Raw genomic sequence first — 24501 nt, forward strand, 5'->3', positions numbered from 1 at the left:
TCAAGCGGCTTAATTGTGGCGGCAAAAGCTGGCTGGCTTAAAATCTTAAGGTTGTCTTAAAAAAGAATCGGCAGGATAGCGAACATCTCTTCATGTGGACGTTCGCTATGTCGTTATTTTCTTTACGTCGGCCGGTACTCAGCCGTACGGCCTATTTGCTTCTGTTCGCCTGCTATATCGGCCTCGCGCTGAATCTTGCTTTCTATCGCCAGGCATTTACCCTGCTGCCGGTTAACGGTCTGCATAACTGGCTGGTATTCCTCAGTATGCCGATAGTGGCCATCAGCGTGATGAATATCATCACCACTCTCGCCTCGTTCCTGAAGCTCGACCGCCTCGTGGTTAGCCTGTTTATTTTGCTCAGCGCCTCGGCCCAGTATTTTATCTGGACCTTCGGGGTGGTTATCGATCGGGCGATGATTACCAATATTTTCGATACCACGCCCGCGGAGAGCTTTGCGCTGCTCTCCGGGAAAATGGTGCTGATACTGGGGCTTTCCGGCATTCTGGCCGTCGTCGCGGCATGGTGGATCAAAATTCGCAAACCGCAGACGCTTTGGCGCAGTCTTGCCGTACGGCTGGTGAGCATCGCGGTTTCAGCGCTGCTGATTATTCTGGTCGCTGCCCTCTTCTATAAAGATTACGCTTCGCTGTTTCGCAACAACAAAGAGCTGGTAAAGTCCCTGAGCCCGTCAAACAGCATTGTGGCGGTGAATTCATGGTATGCGCATAACAGAATGGACAATCTTCCGCTGGTCGAAATTGGCGAAGACGCCGTTCAGAAGCCGCAGATGCGCAGCGGACCGCGGAAAAATCTGACCATTGTAGTGTTAGGTGAAACTTCGCGGGCGGCCAACTTCTCCCTGAACGGCTACTCTCGCGAGACCAACCCGCGTCTGAAGCAGGATAACGTGATCTATTTCGCTAATACGACTTCCTGCGGCACCGCTACCGCGGTTTCCGTCCCCTGCATGTTCTCCAATATGCCGCGCGCCCACTATGATGAAGAGCTGGCGCATCATCAGGAAGGCGTGCTGGATATCCTGCAACGGGCGGGAATTAAAGTGCAGTGGAATGACAACGACGGCGGCTGTAAAGGGGCCTGCGACCGGGTGCCGCACGAAAACGTCACCGATCTTAAGCTGAGCGGCCAGTGCATCGACGGCGAGTGCTACGACGAAGTGCTGTTCCATAATCTGGATAGCTATATCGATAATCTACAGCAGGACGGGATTATCGTTCTGCATACCATCGGCAGCCACGGGCCGACCTACTACAATCGCTATCCGGCGCAGTTTAAACAGTTTACGCCGACCTGCAATACCAATGAGATCCAGAGCTGCACCCAGCAACAGCTCACTAATACCTACGACAACACGATTTTGTATGTCGATTATGTGGTCGACAAAGCGATAAAATTACTGCAGTCGAAGCAGGATAAATTTACCACCAGCCTGGTATATCTCTCGGATCACGGAGAGTCGCTTGGCGAGGATGGGGTGTATTTGCACGGGCTGCCGTGGTCCATAGCGCCGGATACGCAAAAACATGTGCCCATGCTGCTGTGGTTGTCAGCGGATTATCAACAGCGCTATGGGGTCTCCAGCCAGTGTTTGCAGCAAAAAGCGAAAACCCAAACGTATTCGCAGGATAACCTTTTCTCCACCCTGCTCGGTCTGCTCGGGGTCAGCACTCACGAGTACCAGGCAACAGACGATATTTTAACGCCATGTAGAGAGGCAGGCCGATGAAAATTTTAGTCATTGAAGACGATGCGCTCCTGTTACAAGGATTAATTCTGGCGATGCAAAGCGAGGGCTACGTGTGCGACGGCGTCTCTACCGCCCACGAAGCCGCGCTCTCGCTGGCCAGCAACCACTACAGTCTGGTGGTGCTTGACCTCGGGCTGCCCGATGAGGACGGCCTGCACTTTCTGGCACGCATGCGGCGAGAGAAGTTTAGCCAGCCGGTGCTGATCCTCACCGCCCGCGATACCGTTGATGAACGTATTAGCGGCCTGGATACCGGCGCGGATGACTATCTGGTTAAACCCTTCGCTCTTGAAGAGCTTAACGCGCGCATCCGCGCCCTGCTGCGTCGCCACAACAATCAGGGCGATAACGAGCTGACTATCGGTAACCTGCGCCTGAACGTCACCCGGCGGCTGGTCTGGCTCGGCGAACAGTCCCTGGATCTAACCCCGAAAGAGTACGCGCTGCTCTCCCGCCTGATGATGAAGGCGGGCAGTCCGGTACACCGCGAGATTCTTTATAACGATATCTACAGCTGGGACAACGAACCGGCCACTAATACGCTGGAAGTGCATATCCATAATTTACGCGATAAGGTGGGTAAATCGCGGATCCGCACCGTCCGCGGCTTCGGCTATATGCTGGTCGATAATACAGGAGCCGAATAACGCTATGGCTCTGTTTGTCAGTAAAAACTGGACCATGCGCCATCGGCTGCTGCTGACCATTGGCGCGATACTGGCGGTTTGCCAGCTCATCAGCGTGTTCTGGCTGTGGCATGAAAGCCAGGAACAGATTCAGCTGCTGGTGGCCAGCGCCATCGAAGGTCATAATAATCAGAAGCATATTGAGCATGAGGTTCGCGAAGCGGTAGCCAGTCTGCTGATCCCGAGCCTGCTGATTATCGGCCTGGCGCTCTATATCTCCCTGCTGGCGGTGAAAAAAATCACCAGGCCGCTATCCCGCCTCCAGCAGGAACTTGAAAGCCGTACCCCGGATAACCTGCGGCCTATCGCCCTGCAAGAGTCGGTGCCCGAAGTCACCGCGGTCACTACCGCGATTAATCAGCTGGTCTCCCGCCTTAACTTAACGCTCGATCGCGAGCGCCTGTTTACCGCCGACGTCGCCCATGAGCTGCGCACGCCCCTGGCCGGATTGCGTCTGCATCTGGAGCTGCTGGCGAAAGTGCATGGCGTTAGCGTCGCCCCGCTGATCCAGCGCCTCGATCAGATGACCAACAGCATTAATCAACTGCTTCAGCTGGCGCGGGTCGGCCAGTCTTTCTCCGCCGGCAGCTATCAGCAGGTCAGGCTGAAGGAAGATGTGATCGAGCCGCTGCGCAGCGAACTGGAGACGATGCTGGAACAGCGTCAGCAAAAGCTGGTGGTCAGCGACAAAGAGGGTGAAGCGATAGTGTCAGGTGACGCCACGCTGGTGCAGGTGATTTTACGCAATCTGGTAGAAAACGCGCATCGTTACAGCCCGACGGGCTCGACGATTAAAGTGTCGATAGCCCCCGGCCCCACGCCGGTTCTGGCGGTAGAAGATGAAGGTCCGGGCATTGATGAGGCCAAAAGCGGTGAATTGAGCAAAGCGTTCGTCCGCATGGACAGCCGCTACGGTGGTATCGGGCTCGGGTTAAGCATCGTCACCCGCATCGCCCAGCTGCACGACGCCCAGTTCTTTTTACATAACCGTCAGCCCGGGCCCGGCGTTCGCGCGTGGGTGCTTTTTCCCGACACTGTCCGTCAGAACGTCAGCACCCATTGATGAAAAAAGGCAACGACGATAACAAAAGCGCAGGTGACTGCCAGATATTCGCGGAAGGTTAATTTTTGCATGGCGCTATCCTCAGTAGATTGAGGATAGTTTCGCCAAACAATATTAAGCCAACATTAAGCATCACGGAAAATCGCGACAGAGGGGCAATAAATAGACAAAACGTGTTGCGCCTCGTTTTGGCTCATGCGCTCGCTTTTCTCTCGGGTGGCGGCTAACGCCTTACCCGCCCCACGAAAAACACCGCCCGTCCCCCCCCCTGAAGCACCGGTAAAGCCCGGGCGATATTTATCTGGCAACTCCGCTACGAAGCGGCGATAAACAGATCGCGCAGCTGATGAAGCTGGTCGCGAATTTGCGCCGCCTCTTCGAACTCCAGATTCTGCGCGTGCTGCATCATCTGCGCTTCCAGCTCGTGGATCTTCTGCTGCAGCGCCTTCGGCGTGAGCGCCACGACATCCGCCTCAACCGGCGAGCGAGACTTACCGCGCCCCTTAGTTTTCGTTTTGGCAATATTCTGACCGAGCGCCAGAATGTCGACCACTTTCTTATTCAGGCCCTGCGGAACAATACCGTGCTCTTCGTTATAGGCCTGCTGCTTCTCGCGGCGACGTTCGGTTTCACCGATCGCTTTCGCCATTGACGGCGTAATTTTATCGCCATAGAGAATCGCTTTACCGTTGATGTTGCGCGCCGCGCGGCCAATGGTCTGAATCAGCGAGCGTTCAGAGCGCAGGAAGCCTTCTTTATCGGCGTCCAGGATCGCCACCAGCGAGACTTCCGGCATATCCAGACCTTCACGCAGGAGGTTGATCCCTACCAGCACGTCAAACTCGCCGAGGCGCAGATCGCGGATAATCTCCATACGCTCGACGGTATCGATATCCGAATGCAGATAGCGCACCCGCTCGCCGTGCTCTTCCAGATATTCGGTTAAGTCTTCCGCCATCCGTTTGGTCAGCGTGGTGACCAATACGCGCTCGTTGATCGCGGTACGCAGGCGAATTTCCGACAGCAGGTCGTCGACCTGAGTGGCTACCGGGCGCACTTCGATGACCGGATCCAGTAGCCCGGTCGGGCGGACAACCTGGTCGACGACTTCGTCGCCGGATTTATCCAGCTCATAGGCGCCCGGCGTTGCCGAAACGTAGATCGTTTGCGGCGCCAGGGCCTCAAACTCTTCAAACTTCATCGGACGGTTATCCAGCGCGGACGGCAGACGGAAACCGTACTCCACCAGCGTCTCTTTACGCGCCCGGTCTCCGCGGTACATGCCGCCGATTTGCGGAATCGTGACGTGGGATTCATCAATCACCAGCAGACCATCCGCCGGCAGGTAGTCGAACAGCGTGGGCGGCGGCTCGCCCGGCCCGCGCCCTGACAGATAGCGCGAGTAGTTTTCAATCCCCGAGCAGTAGCCTAGCTCGTTCATCATTTCGAGATCGAACTGGGTACGCTGGCTGAGGCGCTGCTCTTCCAGCAGCTTATTGTTTTCCAGCAGCACCTTACGACGCTCCGCCAGCTCGGTTTTGATCTCTTCCATCGCCTGGACAATACGTTCGCGCGGAGTGACGTAGTGGGTTTTCGGGTAGACGGTAAAGCGCGGGATCGTCGACTCGATGTGGCCGGTGAGCGGGTCGAACAGCGACAGGCGCTCGACTTCTTCATCGAACAGCTCTACGCGCAGCGCGACGTCGTCAGACTCCGCCGGGAAGATATCGATCACCTCGCCGCGCACGCGGAAGGTACCCCGCTGGAAGGCCTGATCGTTGCGGGTATACTGCAGTTCAGCCAGGCGGCGCAAAATGGCGCGCTGGTCGATGATCATGCCGACCGTCAGGTGCAGCATCATCTTCAGATAGAGGTCCGGATCGCCGAGACCGTAGATGGCGGAGACCGAGGCGACCACTACCACATCACGACGCTCCAGCAGCGCTTTGGTTGCCGACAGACGCATCTGTTCAATATGTTCGTTTACCGAAGCATCTTTCTCGATGAAGGTGTCCGAGCTTGGCACATAGGCTTCCGGCTGATAGTAGTCGTAGTACGAGACGAAATACTCCACCGCGTTCTCCGGGAAAAACTCTTTCATCTCGCCGTATAGCTGCGCCGCCAGCGTTTTGTTCGGCGCCAGCACCATCGTCGGGCGCTGCAGGTCGGCAATGACGTTGGCGATGGTAAAAGTTTTGCCTGAGCCGGTCACCCCGAGCAGCGTTTGATGCGCCAGGCCATCTTCCAGACCCTCTTCCAGGCGACGAATGGCTTCCGGCTGGTCGCCGGAGGGACGGAAAGCAGAATGCAGCTTGAACGGTTTACTCATCTATCAGGACCTGAAGAAGGGTTGAACGGCAGGTCTTTAATTCTACTCGCCAGCACAGCTTTTGCCAATAAAAAATACTGGATATAAAAACAGTATCCTATTATCGTATCCGGGCGAATCAGCCCTTTTTGCCGTCAGAATAGACGAATAAATAGCGCTTTTGCGGATAATCCACCACTCTGTGGGGTTATCCCCAGAAAGTATTGACATTTAACATTTGTCAAGCGAGTGGATGAATGTTTTATGGCAGCCGGTGACACTTTTCTTACAGGCATTGCTTTTATTTAAGCATTTGAAATATAATGAAATTTAATAAAAGACGGGTTTCGCGTCAATTCGCCCGCAGGCCGCGTAGTCTCTAGCTTACCGCAAGTTTTCTAACTCTAATACACAAGGTTATCCACAGGAATAGTGGATAACTGTCTGCAGCCCCTGACCCAAGCCACCCGAACAAAACCGAGCGGACCGGCAAAACCCGCTGCGAAAAAAATTTATTGAATTTTTTTTGCTGTTTATCGGCAAAGATTAGCTGGATTTTTTATTATTTTTTGCACCACATTCCAGCGCGCGGGCACCGGGAAAGTGCAAGCGCCGTCCGCTTTCTGACGCCGCCGCCTGCATTCAACGGCAAAAACCGAGAGTTCTTTTTCCTGGCAAGAGATTTGCAGCATCTTCTCGTCGCCTGATATCTCAGGAAAGGAGAAAACGTCTATGTTGAGTCTACGTGCCGTGAATCACTATTACGGAAGCCAGCACACGCTATGGAATGTTGACCTTGAACTCTGGCCGGGGAAATGCACCTGCGTGATGGGGCGTCAGGGCATGGGTAAAACCACGCTGGTTAACTGTATTACCGGGCATCTGCCGGTCGCCAGCGGCAGTATGACCTGGCAGGACGCGGGGGCGGCTCCTTATGACCTGATGCCGCTCTCCGCCCAGTCGCGCAGCGCTATCGGTATAGGGTACGTCCCGCAGGATAAACGTATTTTTTCGCAGCTAAGCGTTGAGGAAAATCTGCATATAGCCCTTGCTGCGGGCGGCGAATCCGCATCGGGCATGGCCGGAGAGATTTATGAGCTCTTTCCGGAGCTTTACGCGCTACGCCAAAGTAAAGGGATTACCCTGACCGCCGACGACCAGTACCAGCTGGCGCTGGCGAGGGCGTTGATAACCCGCCCGCGCCTGCTGATCCTCGACGAACCCTCACGCGGCGGCGGCCCACGCTTTTTGCACAAGCTCGGGGATTTACTGGTACGGTTGAACCGCGATATTGGCCTGACGGTGCTGATCGCCGAACAACACCTGCCGTTTATCCGTCGGGTGGCGGATCGTTTCTGTCTCCTGCACTGCGGACGCAGCGTGGCCCAGGGCGACGTTATGCAGTTGGATGCGCCGCTGCTGGCAAAATGGATGACGCCGGATCCAGCGCGCTGAGATCGAGATACTGGCCGAGATCCTCGCGCTGCTGCGCATTCGCCAGCCACGGAATTTCTCCAAGCAGCGGCGCGGGCAGTACGCGCTCTAGCGTTGCCAGATATTCAGAGTGACGCTTGCCGGGCGGCTGGATATCGTTGGCGATCCATCCCGCCAGCGGCAGTCCGGCCTGCTGCACCGCCTGAGCGGTCAGCATCGCGTGGTTGATGCACCCCAGCTTGACCCCGACGACGAGAATCACCGGTAGCCGCTCCGCCTGTACCCAATCGGCAAAGGTCAGCGTTTCTGACAGCGGCGTAAACCAGCCCCCCGCCCCTTCCACCAGTACCCAATCAGACCGTTCCTCCAGTTCGCGCAGACCCGCAGAGATCGCGGCGGCGTCAATCGGCCTCCCTTCATCGGCGCTAATGATATGCGGCGAGGTCGGCTCGGCAAAGGTAAAGGGATTAACCTGTTCGTAGCGCAGCACCGCGCGGCTATTGCGCTGTAGGGCCAACGCATCTTCATTGCGCAATCCCTGCGCCGTATGGTCGCTGCCGGAGGCCACCGGTTTATAGCCCGCGCTATGAAATCCCGCGCGGTTAGCCGCCTGCAGCAGCGCGCAGCTGGCGACGGTTTTCCCCACTTCGGTGTCGGTACCGGTAATGAAAAAACGTTTAATCACGTTCGATGACTCCTGTAAAAAGTTGGTACGTCAGCGGACTTTGTCCCTGCTGCTGCGGCCAGGCGAGCTGAAGCTGCCGCAGCTTACCGCGGCTGAGCGGCGCAGGGCTGCGTCCGTGGTGCAGATGGGTAGCGCCGATGCCTTTCAGCGAGCGCATCGCGCTGAGCGCATCGGTAAACGGCAGCGTAATGGCATGGACGCGGCCGGTCGCGCGGCGACCGGCCAGCGCATCACGCACCGCCTGCTCGCTGAGAAAACGGTTGGCGTGCGGCTGCTCATCGATAGCGCGCCAGGCCTGGTTCAGCTCCGGCAAAGAGCCCGCCAGTAGGGTGCTGAACGCCACGCGTCCGCCGGGCCGCACCACCCGGGAAAGTTCGTCAAGGGCGGTGACGAGGTTGTCGCACCACTGCACCGCCAGGTTGCTCCACGCCAGGTCGACGCAGCCGTCCGCCAGCGGCAGCGCTTCGATATCGCCTTCGACGTAGCGATGCGCGCAGCCGCCGCGGCGGGCTTCAGCCAGCATGTCGACGGAAAGGTCCAGCGCCGTCACCCGACTCCCCGCATCAAGCCAGAAGCGGCTCATGCTACCGGGACCGCAGCCCGCGTCCAGCACCTCGGGGAAGGTTTTAATATCGAGCTGCGCCAGCAGCAGAGAGGCGCTACGCCGCTGTAATTCGTCATGCCGGGCGTACTGTCCCGCCGCGCGGCCAAACGCCGCCGCTACCGCGCGTTTATTCACCACCGTCATGCAGTACCTCCAGCAGCCGGGCAATATCGGCGGAATCGTGCGCAGCGGTCAACGTCAGGCGCAGGCGGGCGCTACCGACGGGAACCGTCGGCGGGCGGATTGCCGTCGCCCAGCAGCCGCGCTCGCGTAGACAGGCTGCCAGCCGCAGCGCGCGAGCGTTATCGCCGACGATCAGCGGCTGAATCGCGCTGTCAGAATGGGTCAGTTCGCCGGAATAATGGGTCATTTCGCGGCGAAAATCTGCAATATGGCCAGCCAGCTTTTCCCGCCGCTGCCGGCCATCGTCGCTACGTATCACCCCCAGCGCGGCGCTGAGCGCCACTGCCTGCGCCGGGGGCATGGCGGTGCTGTAAATGAGATGGCGGGCAAACTGCAGCAGATAATCCGCCAGCGCTTCGCTACAGAGGACCGCCGCCCCGCTGACGCCAAACGCTTTACCGAAGGTGACGATCAGCAAATCCGGATGAACCTGCTGGCTATAACAGCTGCCTCGCCCCTCTTCGCCGAGCGCGCCGATACCGTGCGCGTCGTCAACCAGCAGAAGCGCCCCGGCCTCCCGCGACGCTTGCTGAACCTCCGCCAGCGGCGCGCTATCGCCGTCCATGCTAAAAATGCCTTCAGTCACCACCAGCTGCTGACCGGATAGCGGTTTCGCCAGCAGATCCCGCAGATGTCGGGAGTCATTGTGCTGAAAACGCCGCAGCTGCGCCGGGCTAAGGCTGGCGGCTTCCAGCAACGAGGCGTGGCTGAGACGATCGGCGACAATCCGATCCTCTTTGCCCGCGAGAGCGGCAATCACCGCCTGATTCGCGGCAAAGCCGGAAATAAACAGCAGCGCGCGCGGATAGCCCAGCCAGTCGGCCAGCTGGTCTTCCAGCACGTGGTGCGCCTCGCTGTAGCCGCTGACGTGGCCGGAACCGCCGCTGCCGACGCCGTAGCGCTCCGCGCCCTGCTGCCAGGCCTTGACGATCGTTGGATGCTGACTGAGGCCCAGATAATCGTTGCTGGAAAAATTGAGCCAGCGCTGCCCTTCACGAATAAGCCAGCGTCCTGCGCCCTGGGTCACCGGCAGGCGACGGCGCAACGCATCCGCCGCCTGCCGCTCCGCCAGCGCTTGTTCGATACGGTGCTGCCAGCTCATAGCGCCGCCGCGTTGTAATATTCCTCGGTATCCGGGTTCATCAACGCCTGCTCCAGGCGCTGCTGTTGGGCGTTATCGCCTTCCAGCACCGCGGTCTGCTGCGGGTTGATCCCTAGCTTGCGGAACAGCTGCAGGTCTTTATCCTCTTCCGGGTTTGGCGTGGTCAGCAGCTTGCAGCCGTAGAAAATCGAGTTCGCCCCGGCCATAAAGCACATCGCCTGGGTCTGTTCGTTCATCTGTTCGCGACCGGCGGAAAGGCGCACGTGCGAGGTCGGCATCATGATGCGCGCAATGGCGATAGTACGAATAAAATCAAAGGCATCAACGTCGTCATTATCCGCCAGCGGCGTGCCTTTGACCTTTACCAGCATATTAATCGGCACGCTTTCCGGCGGCGTCGGCAGATTGGCCAGCTGCAGCAACAGCCCGGCACGGTCTTTGACCGTTTCCCCGAGCCCGACAATACCGCCGGAGCACACTTTAATTCCGGCATCGCGCACTTTGTCGAGGGTATCGAGGCGCTCCTGATAAGTACGGGTGGTAATAATATTGCCGTAGAACTCCGGCGAGGTATCGAGGTTGTGGTTGTAGTAATCCAGGCCGGCGCCTGCCAGACGCTGCGCCTGGCTCTCGTTCAGCGTGCCAAGCGTCATACATGCCTCCAGCCCCAGCGCTTTCACCCCTTTCACCATCTGCTCAAGATACGGCATATCGCGATCGTTCGGGTTCTTCCACGCCGCGCCCATACAGAAGCGGGTTGAACCGGCTTGTTTCGCCTGCCGCGCCGACTCCAGCACCTGCTCAACCTCCATCAGGCGTTCGGATTCAAGGCCGGTTTTATAGCGCGCGCTTTGCGGGCAGTATTTGCAGTCTTCCGGGCAGGCGCCGGTCTTAATCGACAGCAGCGTGCTGACCTGAACCTGGCGCGGGTCGAAGTGTTGACGGTGGACCTGCTGCGCTTCAAACAGCAAATCCAGAAATGGTTTATTAAATAACTCAGTGACTTGCGACATTGTCCAACGTGAGTGGTGAGCCATTAGCCTCTCCAAAAGTCGTACACGTTCTATTTCACACAGCCTCTTTGTTGGCTGCACTCGCGCCCCCCAGTGACATAGTGAACTTTGCTCATGGGGTTTTCTCGTTTGCCGCCTCGATGCTGCGCGAAATATTTTGTGTACGATTCATTGTAAGTTCAGTGTAGACTTGTAAACCTAAATGTTTTCAAAATGGTTTACAAGTCGATTATGACAACGGACGATCTCGCTTTCGATCGGCGCCACATCTGGCACCCTTACACTTCAATGACTTCACCGCTGCCGGTCTATCCGGTAGTGGCCGCCCACGGCTGCGAGCTGACCCTCGCCGGCGGCGAGCAGCTGGTTGACGGCATGTCGTCCTGGTGGGCGGCGATTCATGGCTACAATCACCCGCGCCTGAATGCGGCGATGAAAGCGCAGATCGACCAGATGTCGCACGTCATGTTTGGTGGGATAACCCACCCTTCGGCGGTGGCACTGTGCCGCCAGCTGGTGGCGATGACCCCGGAAAGCCTTGAGTGCGTGTTCCTCGCCGATTCCGGCTCCGTTGCCGTCGAAGTGGCGATGAAAATGGCGCTACAGTACTGGCAGGCGAAGGGCGACCCGCGCCGGCGCTTTCTTACTTTCCGCAACGGCTATCACGGCGATACCTTCGGCGCGATGTCGGTCTGCGATCCGACAAACTCAATGCACAGCCTGTGGCAAGGTTATTTGCCGGATAACCTCTTCGCCCCGGCGCCGCAGAGCCGCTTCGACGGCGACTGGGATGAGCGGGATATGGCGCCGTTCGCCCGACTGATGGCCGCCCATCGTCATGAAATCGCCGCGGTGATCCTCGAGCCGATTGTTCAGGGCGCGGGCGGAATGCGGATGTACCATCCCGAGTGGCTCCGGCGGATCCGCAGAATGTGCGATCGCGAAGGTATCCTGCTGATCGCCGATGAGATTGCCACCGGGTTCGGCCGCACCGGTAAGCTGTTTGCCTGCGAGCACGCGGGGATTACGGCGGATATTCTGTGCCTTGGCAAAGCGCTAACCGGCGGCACCATGACGCTCTCCGCCACCCTCACCACGCGTCAGGTGGCGGAAACCATCAGCGACGGTGAAGCGGGCTGCTTTATGCACGGACCGACCTTTATGGGCAATCCTCTGGCCTGCGCGGTGGCGACCGAGAGTCTGCGTCTGCTGGAAAGCGGCGAGTGGCAGCAGCAGGTGGCGGGGATCGAAGTGCAGCTCAACGCCGAGCTGGCCCCGGCGCGCGAATCTGAACAGGTTGCCGACGTGCGGGTCTTAGGGGCGATTGGCGTGGTTGAGACGCATCGACCGGTTAATATGGCCGCCCTGCAGCGCTTCTTCGTCGAACAAGGCGTGTGGATACGCCCGTTCGGTCGCCTGATCTATCTGATGCCGCCGTACATTATTACGCCGGAGCAGCTAAGCCGCCTGACGCGGGCGGTTAACATCGCCGTTCAGGATGAAACATTTTTTAGCGAATAAGAGACGGTAAAGGCGCGGCGCACGCGCTACACTTCTTTGCTAATCAGTGAATTAATGCGAGGAGAGACGATGAAATTAATCAGTCATGATTTGCAGGACGGCGAGAAGCTGCCTAATCGTCATGTCTTCAACGGCATGGGCTACGATGGCGATAATATTTCACCGCACCTGGCGTGGGATGAGGTGCCGGCCGGCACTAAAAGCTTTGTGGTGACCTGTTTCGATCCCGATGCGCCGACCGGTTCCGGCTGGTGGCACTGGCTGGTGGCCAACCTTCCCGCCGATACCCGCGTGTTACCGCAGGGAGCCGGTTCCGGCCAGGCCGAACTGCCCGAAGAGGCCATTCAGACTCGTACCGATTTCGGTCAGACCGGATACGGCGGCGCAGCGCCGCCGAAGGGCGAGACCCATCGTTATATCTTTACCGTCCACGCGCTGGACGTCGAAAAAATTGCAGTCGATGAGGGCGCAAGCGGCGCGATGGTCGGCTTTAACGTCCATTTCCACAGCCTCGGCAGCGCGTCGATTACCGCCCTGTTTAGCTAACGATCCCGGAGGCGGTACTGCGCACCTGTCCGGGCTACAAAATCCGCAAACCATACGGACCCGTAGCCCGGACAGGCGCAACGCGCCGCCTCCGGGAAGATTAACTACTCCGTCACCGCCTGCACGGCGTTTTTGCGCACCCGCGCAAACCACACCGCCGTCAGCAGGCCGAGCCACACCAGACCGGCGATCAGCGCAATCCGCGTCTCTTCCACCATCCCCAGCACCGCAATAACCAGTCCCATAAACAGTAGCGTCAGCAGCGGCGCAACCGGCCAGAACGGCACCGGAAACGCGATAGCGCTACGCTCCTCAGCGGACAGACCGCGACGCATCGCAAAGTGGGCCAGCAGGATCATTAACCAGACCCATACCGTCGCGAAGGCCGCCAGCGAGGCAATCAGCACAAACACCTGCTCCGGCATCAGATAATTCAGCACCACCGCCGCCAGCAGCGCCACGCCCATGACCACCACCGTCATCCACGGCACCCCGTTGCTGGCGATGCGCTGGAAGCTCTTCGGCGCCAGCCCCTCTTTCGCCATACCGTACATCATGCGCCCCGCGCCAAAAATATCGCTGTTAATCGCCGAAATGCTGGCGCTGATGACGATGATATTCAGAATGGTGGCCGCTGCCGGAATGCCCAGGCCATCGAAGATCAGTACGAAAGGACTACCTCGCTCGCCGAAGCTGTTCCACGGGAAAATCGCCATCAGAATCGCCAGGGTGCAGACATAAAACAGCACGATACGCAGCGGAATCGTATTGATCGCCTGCGGGATCACCTTGTGCGGATTCTTCGCTTCCGCAGCGGTGACGCCGATGATCTCAACGCCGCCAAAGGCAAACATGACGATTCCGAGCGAAGCCACGATCCCCTCCCAGCCGTTAGGGGCAAAGCCGCCGTGACTCCATAGGTTATCCAACCCGGTTGCCGGGAAGGCGTTACCGAATCCGAAGAAAATAATGCTGCCGCCCGCCACAATCATGGCAATAATCGCCACCACTTTGATTAGCGACAGCCAGAACTCCATCTCGCCGAAAACGCGCACGCTGCACAGGTTCATGGCGCCGATAAAAAAGATAATGCTCAGCACCCAGATCCAGCGCGGAACATCGGGATACCACAGCCCCATGTAGATGCCGAAAGCGGTCACGTCCGCGAGGGCGACGATCACCATCTCAAAGGTGTAGGTCCAGCCGGTAATAAACCCCGCCAGCGGGCCAAGATACTGTCGCGCGTAGCTGCTGAAGGAGCCGGAAACCGGGTTGCGTACCGCCATTTCCCCCAGCGCCCGCATCACGATAAACACCGCCGCGCCGCCAATCAGATAGGCCAGCAGTACCGCCGGGCCTGCGGCCTTGATCGCCGATGCCGAGCCGTAGAACAGCCCGGTGCCGATGGCTGAACCGAGCGCGATAAAACGAATGTGACGGGCATTCAGCCCGCGCAACAGGTGTGGCTTGTTTTGTTGTTGCATATGCAAGTGTCCTGATAGTTTTTATACGACGACAAATATGCGTGTAGGGTGGCCGGAAGGAAGATATCCTCCCGGCGCAGGTACAGAGAACAGCGATGGTTTAGCGTTGGTCTGAGAGCACGGCAGGCAGCAGCCGCGTAAGATGACGTGCGGCCAGAAGCGCAATGGCGTTTTCGATATCCGGAGCGAAGAAGCGGTCTTCGGTGTAGTGGGTCACCCGCTCGCGCAGCAGGTGGCGCGCCTCTTCCAGCAGCGGACTGCTGGTCAGGCCTTCACGCATATCCAGACCCTGCGCGGCAGCCAGCCACTCTACGGCCAGCACGCCGCGGGTATTTTCCGCCATCGCCCACAGGCGGCGACCGGCGGCTGGCGCCATTGAGACGTGGTCTTCCTGGTTAGCGGAGGTCGGCAGGCTGTCCACGCTGTGCGGATGCGACAGCGCTTTGTTTTCGCTGGCCAGCGCCGCCGCCGTCACCTGGGCGATCATAAAGCCGGAGTTGACGCCGCCGTTTTTCACCAGGAAAGGCGGCAGCTGCGACATATGGCTGTCCATCATCAGGGCGATTCGGCGCTCGGACAGCGAGCCAATTTCGGCAATCGCCAGCGCGATATTATCCGCCGCCATCGCCACCGGTTCGGCGTGGAAGTTGCCGCCGGAGATCACGTCGTTCTCGCTGGCAAATACCAGCGGGTTATCGGAGACCGCGTTGGCTTCAACCAGCAGCACTTCCGCCGCCTGGCGAAGCTGGGTCAGGCAGGCTCCCATCACCTGCGGCTGACAGCGCAGAGAATACGGGTCCTGCACCTTGGTGCAATTATGGTGTGATTGGGAAATTGCGCTGTCATCGGTCAATAGGTGGCGATAGAGCGCCGCGGCGTCAATCTGCCCCCGCTGGCCGCGCGCTTCATGAATACGCGGGTCAAACGGACGACGCGATCCGAGTGCCGCCTCGGTGGTTAACGCCCCGCAGACCACTGCGGAAGCAAACAGGTCTTCGGCTTCGAACAGCCCGCGCAGGGCAAACGCCGTCGATGCCTGCGTGCCGTTGAGCAGGGCCAGCCCCTCTTTCGCCGCCAGAGTAATCGGCTCGAGCCCCGCCTGACGCAGCGCTTCCGTCGCCGGTAGCCACTCCCCGCCGCGCACCCGCGCTTTGCCCTCGCCAAGCAGGGTTAAGGACATATGCGCCAGCGGCGCGAGATCGCCGGACGCGCCGACCGATCCCTTCGCCGGGATCCACGGCGTTACCCCGGCGTTGACCAGGTCGATCAGCGCCTGAATCACGCTCAGGCGAATGCCGGAAAAGCCGCGCGACAGGCTATTAATTTTCAGCACCATAATCAGACGCGCGAGATCGTCATCCAGCGGTTCGCCAATCCCCGCCGCATGCGACAATACCAGTGAGCGCTGGAGATTTTCCAGGTCTTCGGTGGAGATACGGGTTTGCGCCAGCAGGCCAAAACCGGTGTTGATACCGTAGGCGGTGCGGCCTTCCGCCAGAATCGCGTTGACGCAGGCAACACTGTCATCAATCGCCTCGAACGCGCTTTCGTCTAGCGTAATGTTCAGCGGCTGGCTGTAGACGTCGCGCAGCTGCGACAGGCTGAGTTGGCCCGGAATCAGTGTTAAAGCGTTCATTTAGCGTGCCCCTGCGTTGCTGCTACCATCGGAAGATTCAAACCTTGTTCTGTCGCGCACTCAATGGCGATGTCGTAACCCGCATCGGCATGACGCATGACGCCGGTCGCCGGGTCGTTGTGCAAAACGCGGGCGATACGCGCCGCCGCTTCATCGGTACCGTCGCAGACGATAACCATGCCGGAGTGCTGCGAAAAGCCCATCCCTACCCCACCGCCGTGATGCAGCGACACCCAGGTCGCGCCGCTGGCGGTATTCAGTAAAGCGTTGAGCAGCGGCCAGTCGGAAACGGCGTCGGAACCATCGCGCATCGCTTCCGTTTCACGGTTCGGGCTGGCGACGGAGCCGGAGTCAAGATGGTCGCGGCCGATGACGATCGGCGCGGAGACTTCGCCGCTACGCACCATTTCGTTAAACGCCAGCCCCAGCTTCTGCCGCCACTCCAGTCCTACCCAGCAGATACGCGCCGGTAGTCCCTGGAAGCTGATACGCTCGCGGGCCATATCCAGCCAGTGATGCAGGTGCTTATCGTCTTTAACGATCTCTTTCACTTTCGCGTCGGTTTTATAGATGTCCTGCGGGTCGCCGGACAGGGCAACCCAGCGGAACGGACCGATGCCGCGGCAGAACAGCGGGCGGATATAGGCGGGAACGAAGCCCGGGAAAGCAAACGCGTCGTCAACGCCCATCTCCTGAGCCATCTGGCGAATGTTATTGCCGTAGTCAAACGTCGGCACGCCCATTTCGTGGAATGCCAGCATCGCCTGCACGTGGTCGGCCATTGAGCGTTTTGCCGCCAGGATAGTGCCCTGCGGGTCAGTCTCGGCTTTAGCCTGATACTCTTCCCAGCTCCAGCCTTTCGGCAGATAGCCGTGCAGCGGATCGTGGGCGCTGGTCTGATCGGTCACCATATCCGGACGCACGCCGCGCTTCACCATTTCCGGCACGATTTCCGCAGCGTTGCCGCATAGCGCGATAGAGATCGCCCGGCCTTCGGCGGTATATTTTTTAATGCGCGCCAGCGCGTCATCCAGCGACGTCGCCTGTTCATCAACGTAGCGGGTACGCAGGCGGAAATCGATGCGGCTCTGCTGGCATTCGATATTCAGCGAGCAGGCACCCGCTAAGGTCGCGGCCAGCGGCTGCGCGCCGCCCATGCCGCCCAGACCAGCGGTCAGTACCCAGCGGCCCTTCAGGCTACCCTGATAGTGCTGGCGACCGGCCTCAACAAAGGTCTCATAGGTGCCCTGCACGATGCCCTGGCTGCCGATATAGATCCAGCTGCCAGCGGTCATCTGGCCGTACATCGCCAGCCCTTTGGCATCCAGCTCGTTAAAGTGTTCCCAGGTTGCCCAGTGCGGCACCAGGTTGGAGTTAGCGATCAGCACCCGCGGCGAGTTTTCATGGGTTTTGAAGACGCCCACCGGCTTGCCGGACTGCACCAGCAATGTTTCGTCGCTCTCGAGGTTTTTCAACGCCTTCACGATGGCGTCGTAGCATTCCCAGTTGCGCGCCGCGCGTCCAATACCACCGTACACCACCAGCTCATGCGGGTTTTCGGCGACATCCGGGTCGAGGTTATTCATGAGCATACGCAGCGGGGCTTCGGTCAGCCAGCTCTTCGCATTTAACGTCGTGCCACGCGGTGCACGTACGTCCTGCTGGCGGTATTTGCTTTGCGACATCGGGGGTTCTCCTGACAATTAACGTTGTGTACGTAAATACATATACTTGTCTATACAAGCATGCGCAAGACAGGATTTAACAGAAATGATACATTTTTGTTATATTGCGTCAGCAATCACGTTTTGCCGACGCGCAGAGCGTTCAGGAGCCAAAATGGCCCTGGAGACGGTAGCGGCTGCCGGGGAAAAGCAGGCGCGCGTGGGAGACAATATGGGTGGTGGACCAGGTACGGCGGCGGATCAGCAGACACGGGTCGTGGGCATGAATATGCAGCAGCGCGCACTCCTCCGCCGTAGCCTGCACCGCCTCAACAATGTGCTCTCCCTCGGTTAAGGGGGCGATCAGCGACAGATAGTCGTGGGGAGTGGTGACGGTGTAGTCCTGATGCAGATAGTCCGGCACCACGGTGGCGTTAACGCAGCGGTCCTCAATCTGTACCGGGATCTCATTTTCAAAATGCACCATCAGCGAATGGAAAATGCGCGTTCCGGCAGCTACGTTCAGCGCTGCGGCCTGAATCAGGTCAGCCTGAGTTTCCTCCAGCAGCAGCACCTCGCAGCGGTGCTGATGATGGCGAGAGGCGATTTCTTCAGCGATGCTGCGCACTTCAAACAGCGCCGACTGCCCTTTTGGCTCCGCAACAAACGTTCCCACTCCCTGTAATCGCACCAGCAGGCCCTCATCGGTCAGCTCGCGCAGCGCCCGGTTAATGGTCATACGGCTAAAGCCAAACTGCGCCACCAGCTCCGCCTCCGAGGGGATGCGATCGTGCGGCCGCCAGACGCCGCTGTGGATCTTTTCGCTAATAGCCTGTTTCACCTTTTCATAGAATGGCGCAGGCGCGGAACGAGGTTGCGATGAGAACATGGCCGGGCTTCCTTGTGCTAATGGGCAGCGAAACGTCCAGAATATACTGAATCGCTATTGCCACCAATGGGCGATTTGCCACGCCAGACGCGCTGCCGCGCGGGCTCCCTGGCTATCAATATCGTACTGCGGGTTAAACTCGACCAGATCAACCGCCTGGAGCTTACCGCTGCGGCACAGCGGCTCGACGATGCGCAGCAGCGTCGCCAGCGGAACGCCGAGCGCGGCCGGCGCGGACACTGCGGGCATTTCACGCGCGGGCAGCACGTCGAGATCGATAGTCAGATACAGGCGATCGTAGCGGGCAATAAGATGCTCGATTTGCGGGATAACCCGCGCTTCAAAGGCGAAGAGCACCGCTAAATCGTCAATGATCGTCACCTCGCGGCGGGCAGCTTCGTCCAGCAGCGCCCGGGTATTAGCGGCGTAACTCACGCCGATACAGGTGTAGTGAAAAGCGCGCCGCTGCGCTTCACAGGCCAGCGCCAGCTGACGAAACGGCGTACCCGAGCTGGCCCGGTCGGCAATACGTAAGTCCAGATGCGCATCAAGGTTAATAATGCCAACCTCATCTGTGGGAAACGCGTCCAGCACGCCGGCGCCGTGGCCGAAAGCCGTCTCGTGACCGCCGCCCAGCACCAGCGTACGCTTGCCCGCGCGTTGGCAGGCCGTAACCGCTTCGCGCAGCGCCTGCTGCGCCGCTTCCAGCGCGTCGCCCTCTACGCTGACGCTCCCCATATCCACGCAGCGGTCGTGGCCGTCGTGGCTGGCCATATTCGCCAGCGCCCGGCGCAGGATTTCCGGGCCTTTAGCAGCGCCGGTTCGTCCTTTATTACGCCGAACCCCTTCGTCGCAGGCGAATCCCAGCAGAGCAATGTCACCGGGCTGCGCCTGCGGTTCAAAACGTTCGACGCGGGCGATAGTCTGAAACAGACGCAGCGCGTTGGCCGCCTCCGAGCTATCGTCGCGTCCCTGCCAAATCTCGGCGGGCGTCGGTTGCCATAGCTTCATACGATCTCTCCTCGCACCACGCGCTGCCAGAGCGGACTGCGCCCCGGCTCATAAACCATCTCAACCGGATGCGCCGCATCCCAGATAGCAAAATCGGCAACGAAGCCCGCCGCCAGCTGACCGTGGCTCGCCTGACGGCCCAGCGCCTGCGCCGCATGACGGGTTACGCCTGCCCACGCCTCCTCCGGCGTCAGGCCAAATTTCACGCAAGCCATATTCATCGCCAGATGCAGGCTGGCGAAGGGGCTGGTGCCGGGGTTGTAGTCCGTCGCCACCGCCATCGGAACCTGATGTTCGCGCAGCAGTTCAACCGGCGGCCTGCGGGTTTCGTTAAGGAAATAGAACGCGCCGGGCAGAAGCACCGCCACGGTGCCGCTGCGGCTCATCGCCGCCGCGCCCTCTGGGGTCAGGTATTCGATATGGTCGGCGGACAGGCCTTTATAGCGGCTCACTAATTCGGCGCCGCCCAGCGAAGAGAGCTGCTCAACGTGACCTTTTACCGGGATACCTAATGCCTGGGCCGTACTGTAAACCCGTTCAGTCTGCGCGGGGGTAAAGCCGACGTTTTCGCAGAAGGCATCGACGCTTTCGAATAACCCCTCTTCCCACAGCGCCGGGAGAATAGTCTGGCACACCAGATCGATATAGCCGTCCGGGTCGCCTTGATACTCCGGCGGCGTGGCGTGGGCGGAAAGCAGCGTTGGCGAAATCTCCACGGCATGCGTCGCGGCAAGCTGTTGTATCACGCGCAGCATTTTGCGCTCGTTTTCAAGGTCCAGCCCGTAGCCGGATTTAATCTCCAGGGTGGTGACGCCTTCGCGCAGCAGACGAGCCAGCCGCTGGCGGGCCAGCGCCAGCAGCTCCGCTTCGCTGCTTTCCCGGGTAGCGCGCACGGTCGCGTTAATGCCGCCGCCGTTTGCGCTAATGGTCTGGTAGGAAACGCCGTTGAGGCGCTGCTCCCACTCCTGCGCCCGGCTGCCGCCAAAAACCAGATGCGTATGGCAATCGATCAGCCCCGGCGTAAGCAGCCTGCCGCCGAGGTCGATACTTCGGCCGGCTGGCGCATCGCCTTCGGGCACAATGGCCTCAATACGGCCATCGCGCACCAGCAGCACGTGGTCCTCAAGCAGGCCATAAGGCCGGGAGTATCGAGGGTCGAGGGTAGCAAGGCGGACGTTTCGCCAGATTACGCGTTCGGAAAGAGTCTGTGTCATTGCGGTCAACTTGTCATGGGTTGTATAGACATTTATTTTGATTCCACGAGAAATGTCAACTCAGACCGGGGCAAATGTTATTTATTTGTGATCAAAAGCGGCCCGTTTCCGGCGCTGAATATGTAAAGGAAGCAACTTTTTTGCGCTACATCTTCCCGTTTCGCTTAAGTTGGTATAAAACAGCAGGCTTTAAAGGACTTATCCCCTTAATTTATTCTTGCCCGGAGCAACATGAACACATATTCCGTTTCCCGCCTGGCGCTGGCGCTGGCCTTTGGCGTGACGTTGTCCGCCTGTAGTTCGACGCCTGCCGATCAACAGCCCTCAACGCAAACTGCGCCGGGCACGGCCTCTCGTCCTGTTTTAACCGCCGATGAAGCAAAAAACTTTTTACCGGCGAGCTATTTCCAGTCTCTGGATCCTAACGCTGCGGCGTGGAGCCCATCCGCCATCAGCCTGCCGGCGCAGCCGGATTTTGTCGTGGGTCCCGCGGGCGCCCAGGGCGTAACGCATACCACCATTCAGGCCGCGGTGGATGCGGCGATTACCCGCCACTCCAACCGTCGTCAGTTTATCGCCATTATGCCGGGCGAATATGCGGGCACCGTATACGTTCCGGCGGCGCCTGGCGCGCTGACCCTGTACGGCACCGGCGAGAAGCCGATTGACGTCAAAATCAGCACAGCGCTTGATTCAGAAATGGATCCGGTCTCCTGGCGTCACCAGGTCAATCCGGGCGGTAAATATATGCCGGGTAAACCGGCCTGGTATATGTACGACAGCTGCCAGAGCCGACGTGCCGCCACCGTTGGCGTTATGTGTTCCGCGGTATTCTGGTCGCAGAACAACGGCCTGCAGCTGCAGAATCTGACCATCGCCAACAACCTTGGCGACAGCGTTGACGCGGGGACGCATCAGGCGGTGGCGCTGCGTAACGATGGCGATCGGGTACAGATTAACAATGTTAATATCCTTGGCCGCCAGAATACCTTTTTCGTGACCAACAGCGGCGTGCAAAATCGCCTGCAGGATAACCGCCAGACCCGTACGCTGGTCAGCAACAGCTATATAGAAGGCGATGTGGACATCGTTTCCGGTCGCGGAGCGGTCGTGTTTGAGAATACCGACTTTCGCATAGTCAACTCGCGCACCCAGAAAGAGGCTTACGTTTTCGCCCCTGCCACCCTGAAAAGCGTGACCTACGGCTTCCTGGCGATCAATAGCCGCTTTACGGCGTCCGGCGATAACGTCGCGCAGCTGGGCCGCTCGTTAGACGTTGACGGCAATACCAATGGCCAGGTCGTTATTCGCGACAGCGTCATTAACGAAGGTTTTAACATTGCCAAACCGTGGGCTGATGCGGTCGGTTCCAATCGTCCGTTCAGCGGCAATACCGGAACGGCGGATGCCAAAGGCAACCCGCAGCGTAATCTGAACGACGCTAACTTCAATCGCATGTGGGAATACAATAACCGCGGCGTGGGGAGCTTCGTCGTCGCTGAACCGAAACAGTAACGCCTGACTCGAAGGGGGAGCGCCTCCCCCTTTCTCCTCCTCTTTCCTGCTCCCCCTTTCCATTGCAAATCATTACCTGGCGTCATGACGCTCTTTCATCAGAGCAGGCGACAATCCTGTACAAGTTTTTCACATTTTCACTACACTATAAGATAAGTAAAATCATATAGTTAAATTTATTTGTAAAAAAAACCCACTAAATGTACAAAATTTTTCTGCAAAAATTGTACATCCTGAAAATCGTGACTATAGTTATTACGTAAGTTTTGATTACTCTGCATTACCGAATTCTTATGAATTAAAAATTGCACACCATTTCTCTGAAATGGTGAAAAAACCGTATAGCAAAGATGATGTTATCACTCATCTTTGTTAGTTGATTATGGCTAAAATAACCCGGGATTAACCATGCAGATAAAGAACACCATTCCAGCAGAATTTATATTTAACTCTGCGTTGCTGAAAAACATCGAACATATGGTGCGAATGGAGAACGAGGCCGTGAGCAATGAACGTTTAATCGTTGAAGTTCAGCGCCGTCTGAATGTCGAGAAAAATGAAATACTCGCTGACTTATACACCCAGACGCTGCATATGTTACGCGCGAAAAATCATCACTAAGCGTGATTTGTTAAAGTATTCTTTAATTAACACTTCTGCCTCGGAGGACAAATGAATAACGACAAGCAAGGTCTCTTTTTTAATCATTACGATCTTTGGATTAACAATAACCTTCTTCATCAAGGATTACAGCTTGTACTAGATTCATTATCACCAGGCTGTTTTCATGGAAAATACGTCTTTTTCACCAGCGATAACTATTATGCGGTGCTCAATCATCATTACGACCGCAAAAGAGTTCGTTTTGTCCTGCTCACCGACGGCAACGATCTGAACTTCCTTAGCGAAATTCCGATGTACAGAATTCCTGCGCGCTCAACGCCCGCTGAGATAAAATCTTTTATTCTTCGCCCGACGTTGTTTGGTAAAAAACCTGACAGTGAAGCTGAAAGTATTGTTTTTACCAACCGCGAAAAAGAAGTGATTCGCCTGATGAACGATGGCGAAGCGATGGTTAATATTGGGAAGTCACTGAATTTACATATTAAAACAATTTACCAAATTCGCCTGACCTTAATTAAAAAACTAGGCTGTTCTGGTCGCACTGATTTCTTTAATATTAGCCGCAGCGAAACATTTAAAGCCTGGACTCAGCAAAATTTCTGATAGTTTACCTGCCAGCGCATGTTGCCATGCTTCAGGAAGACAAGCGGCGGAAAAACATCTCTAAGAATGTTCCGCTGCTAACCCTCTAAGACACTTACTCTCCGTGAAACTCGATGGTAAAGCCCTGACTTTGCCAGTGGCTAAGTAATTCTGCCTGCAAAGGGGTCAGCGCGCGGCCGGTCCAGACAAAAATGTGCTGACCCGGGAACAGTTCCGGGCGAGGAGAGTCGAGCGGTTCCGCCAGCACATTAACGTGCCAGGCGCGCTGGGACAATCGCCATGCTTCCAGCCACAGGCGAGTGCGATCTTCATTACCCCATCCTACTAACAGCGTCTCTTTACCCACCTTCTTACGCGATTCCGCAAGGATGGACGCCACGCAATCTATCAAAATGCCATCCAGCATACTGATGATAGCCAGGGAAGTGTTCTGGTCGAGATTAAGCTTGCTGCGCACGGGGACAAACAGCCGGTCAATAAGTTTATCTACGGGATATTCATGGCTGAGGGACATGATGCGGGTGCGTAATTTTGAGGGCTGGACACCTCGCAGAAGCGTCATCATCTCTTCCTGGAGCAGGACGGCTGCGTCTTGCGTTTCAGGCTGATGGCCTTCCAGAAGCGCCTTAACCTTGCCAACGGAGACGCCGCGATCGATCCAGCGTTTGATTTCCTCAATCCGCTGAACGTCCTCCTCGTCAAACTGGCGGTGTCCCCCCTCGCTTCTCTGCGGCTTCAGCAGACCGTATCTACGCTGCCATGCACGCAAAGTAACAGGGTTGATTCCGCAACGTTCGGCAACTTCACCGATACTGTAATATGCCATTAGCGCCCTCTAACCTGATAATACTTTACCGACTAAATTAACTAATTTAGACGAGTTGTACAATTAACTTTTCTTGTACAGCTAAAATTAACAGGTCGGACGCCAATGTACACAGCAA

At 57.8% G+C, this 24501-nt stretch carries 21 protein-coding genes; 9 read left to right on the top strand and 12 right to left on the bottom strand.

Annotation, left to right across the window (positions count from 1 at the left end; translation table 11 throughout):
* Positions 1 to 107 precede the first annotated feature (107 nt).
* From eptA to pmrB, 3 genes are read left to right on the top strand one after another with little or no spacing between them, the layout of a single operon-like run.
* Positions 108 to 1751 carry a phosphoethanolamine transferase EptA gene (gene eptA / locus IAE27_RS25045; RefSeq protein ID WP_135800076.1) on the top strand — a complete coding sequence of 548 codons (1644 nt, stop codon included), beginning with the start codon at positions 108 to 110 and terminating at the stop codon, positions 1749 to 1751.
* Positions 1748 to 2419, top strand: a complete 672-nt coding sequence (gene pmrA / locus IAE27_RS25050) for a two-component system response regulator PmrA (protein ID WP_004111549.1) — start codon at positions 1748 to 1750, stop codon at positions 2417 to 2419. The genes eptA and pmrA overlap by 4 nt, the downstream gene beginning before the upstream one ends.
* Before the next feature lie 4 nt (positions 2420 to 2423).
* Entirely contained in the window at positions 2424 to 3521 is a 1098-nt protein-coding gene (pmrB, locus tag IAE27_RS25055) for a two-component system sensor histidine kinase PmrB (RefSeq protein WP_004100423.1), read from the top strand.
* Positions 3522 to 3834: 313 nt separating this feature from the next.
* On the opposite strand, the gene uvrB is transcribed toward pmrB, so the two are convergent.
* Positions 3835 to 5850, bottom strand: a complete 2016-nt coding sequence (gene uvrB / locus IAE27_RS25060) for an excinuclease ABC subunit UvrB (RefSeq protein ID WP_004111544.1) — start codon at positions 5848 to 5850, stop codon at positions 3835 to 3837.
* A 711-nt stretch (positions 5851 to 6561) separates the two neighbouring features.
* Between uvrB and IAE27_RS25065 the strand changes: the two genes are divergently transcribed.
* Positions 6562 to 7284, top strand: a complete 723-nt coding sequence (locus IAE27_RS25065; protein ID WP_004100417.1) for an ABC transporter ATP-binding protein — start codon at positions 6562 to 6564, stop codon at positions 7282 to 7284.
* Here IAE27_RS25065 and bioD read toward each other — a convergent pair.
* The 4 genes from bioD to bioB are packed head-to-tail and all read right to left on the bottom strand — an operon-like array spanning position 7226 to position 10874.
* Positions 7226 to 7948 carry a dethiobiotin synthase gene (gene bioD / locus IAE27_RS25070; RefSeq protein ID WP_070556186.1) on the bottom strand — a complete coding sequence of 241 codons (723 nt, stop codon included), beginning with the start codon at positions 7946 to 7948 and terminating at the stop codon, positions 7226 to 7228. The two genes, IAE27_RS25065 and bioD, sit on opposite strands and share 59 nt — an antisense overlap.
* A complete protein-coding gene (gene bioC, locus IAE27_RS25075; RefSeq protein WP_049094978.1) occupies positions 7941 to 8696 on the bottom strand; it encodes a malonyl-ACP O-methyltransferase BioC in 756 nt (251 codons plus the stop codon). The genes bioD and bioC overlap by 8 nt, the downstream gene beginning before the upstream one ends.
* Complete coding sequence (gene bioF, locus IAE27_RS25080) at positions 8680 to 9837, bottom strand: 8-amino-7-oxononanoate synthase (RefSeq protein WP_154022897.1); 1158 nt, start codon at positions 9835 to 9837, stop codon at positions 8680 to 8682. The genes bioC and bioF overlap by 17 nt, the downstream gene beginning before the upstream one ends.
* Positions 9834 to 10874, bottom strand: a complete 1041-nt coding sequence (gene bioB / locus IAE27_RS25085) for a biotin synthase BioB (protein WP_196549844.1) — start codon at positions 10872 to 10874, stop codon at positions 9834 to 9836. Before bioB ends, bioF begins: the two co-directional genes overlap by 4 nt.
* Before the next feature lie 207 nt (positions 10875 to 11081).
* Here bioB and bioA point away from each other — a divergent pair, with 207 nt between their 5' ends.
* Both bioA and IAE27_RS25095 read left to right on the top strand, forming a co-directional pair.
* Positions 11082 to 12371 carry an adenosylmethionine--8-amino-7-oxononanoate transaminase gene (bioA, locus tag IAE27_RS25090; protein ID WP_196549919.1) on the top strand — a complete coding sequence of 430 codons (1290 nt, stop codon included), beginning with the start codon at positions 11082 to 11084 and terminating at the stop codon, positions 12369 to 12371.
* Between the two features lie 69 nt (positions 12372 to 12440).
* Positions 12441 to 12917, top strand: coding sequence for a kinase inhibitor (locus IAE27_RS25095; RefSeq protein WP_016808907.1), 477 nt, complete (start codon positions 12441 to 12443; stop codon positions 12915 to 12917).
* A gap of 104 nt (positions 12918 to 13021) precedes the next feature.
* Here the strand turns inward: IAE27_RS25095 and IAE27_RS25100 are convergent, their stop codons facing one another.
* From IAE27_RS25100 to hutI, 6 genes are all read right to left on the bottom strand, one after another.
* Positions 13022 to 14401, bottom strand: coding sequence for an amino acid permease (locus tag IAE27_RS25100; protein WP_154022895.1), 1380 nt, complete (start codon positions 14399 to 14401; stop codon positions 13022 to 13024).
* A 100-nt stretch (positions 14402 to 14501) separates the two neighbouring features.
* Positions 14502 to 16037 carry a histidine ammonia-lyase gene (hutH, locus tag IAE27_RS25105; RefSeq protein WP_108704048.1) on the bottom strand — a complete coding sequence of 512 codons (1536 nt, stop codon included), beginning with the start codon at positions 16035 to 16037 and terminating at the stop codon, positions 14502 to 14504.
* Positions 16034 to 17722, bottom strand: coding sequence for a urocanate hydratase (gene hutU / locus IAE27_RS29710; RefSeq protein ID WP_064397518.1), 1689 nt, complete (start codon positions 17720 to 17722; stop codon positions 16034 to 16036). Before hutU ends, hutH begins: the two co-directional genes overlap by 4 nt.
* A 142-nt stretch (positions 17723 to 17864) precedes the next feature.
* Positions 17865 to 18590, bottom strand: coding sequence for a histidine utilization repressor (locus tag IAE27_RS25120; protein ID WP_064397516.1), 726 nt, complete (start codon positions 18588 to 18590; stop codon positions 17865 to 17867).
* Between the two features lie 54 nt (positions 18591 to 18644).
* Positions 18645 to 19601, bottom strand: a complete 957-nt coding sequence (gene hutG / locus IAE27_RS25125; protein WP_004111517.1) for a formimidoylglutamase — start codon at positions 19599 to 19601, stop codon at positions 18645 to 18647.
* Positions 19598 to 20815 carry an imidazolonepropionase gene (gene hutI, locus IAE27_RS25130; RefSeq protein ID WP_115239812.1) on the bottom strand — a complete coding sequence of 406 codons (1218 nt, stop codon included), beginning with the start codon at positions 20813 to 20815 and terminating at the stop codon, positions 19598 to 19600. The genes hutG and hutI overlap by 4 nt, the downstream gene beginning before the upstream one ends.
* A 231-nt stretch (positions 20816 to 21046) precedes the next feature.
* Here hutI and IAE27_RS25135 point away from each other — a divergent pair, with 231 nt between their 5' ends.
* From IAE27_RS25135 to IAE27_RS25145, 3 genes are all read left to right on the top strand, one after another.
* Positions 21047 to 22330 carry a putative acyl-CoA thioester hydrolase gene (locus IAE27_RS25135; protein ID WP_070556174.1) on the top strand — a complete coding sequence of 428 codons (1284 nt, stop codon included), beginning with the start codon at positions 21047 to 21049 and terminating at the stop codon, positions 22328 to 22330.
* 408 nt (positions 22331 to 22738) lie between these two features.
* On the top strand, positions 22739 to 22951 hold the full coding sequence (locus IAE27_RS25140; protein ID WP_004100392.1) for a hypothetical protein: 213 nt from the start codon (positions 22739 to 22741) through the stop codon (positions 22949 to 22951).
* A 51-nt stretch (positions 22952 to 23002) separates the two neighbouring features.
* Positions 23003 to 23557, top strand: a complete 555-nt coding sequence (locus IAE27_RS25145) for a LuxR C-terminal-related transcriptional regulator (RefSeq protein WP_200092976.1) — start codon at positions 23003 to 23005, stop codon at positions 23555 to 23557.
* A 94-nt stretch (positions 23558 to 23651) separates the two neighbouring features.
* Here the strand turns inward: IAE27_RS25145 and IAE27_RS25150 are convergent, their stop codons facing one another.
* The gene (locus IAE27_RS25150) at positions 23652 to 24383 is read right to left on the bottom strand and encodes a MerR family transcriptional regulator (RefSeq protein ID WP_004100389.1); all 732 of its coding nucleotides are present in this window, start codon (positions 24381 to 24383) and stop codon (positions 23652 to 23654) included.
* Positions 24384 to 24501: the final 118 nt, after the last annotated feature.

The sequence above is a fragment of the Klebsiella sp. S69 genome (assembly GCF_016516145.1).
Taxonomy (GTDB): domain Bacteria; phylum Pseudomonadota; class Gammaproteobacteria; order Enterobacterales; family Enterobacteriaceae; genus Klebsiella; species Klebsiella oxytoca.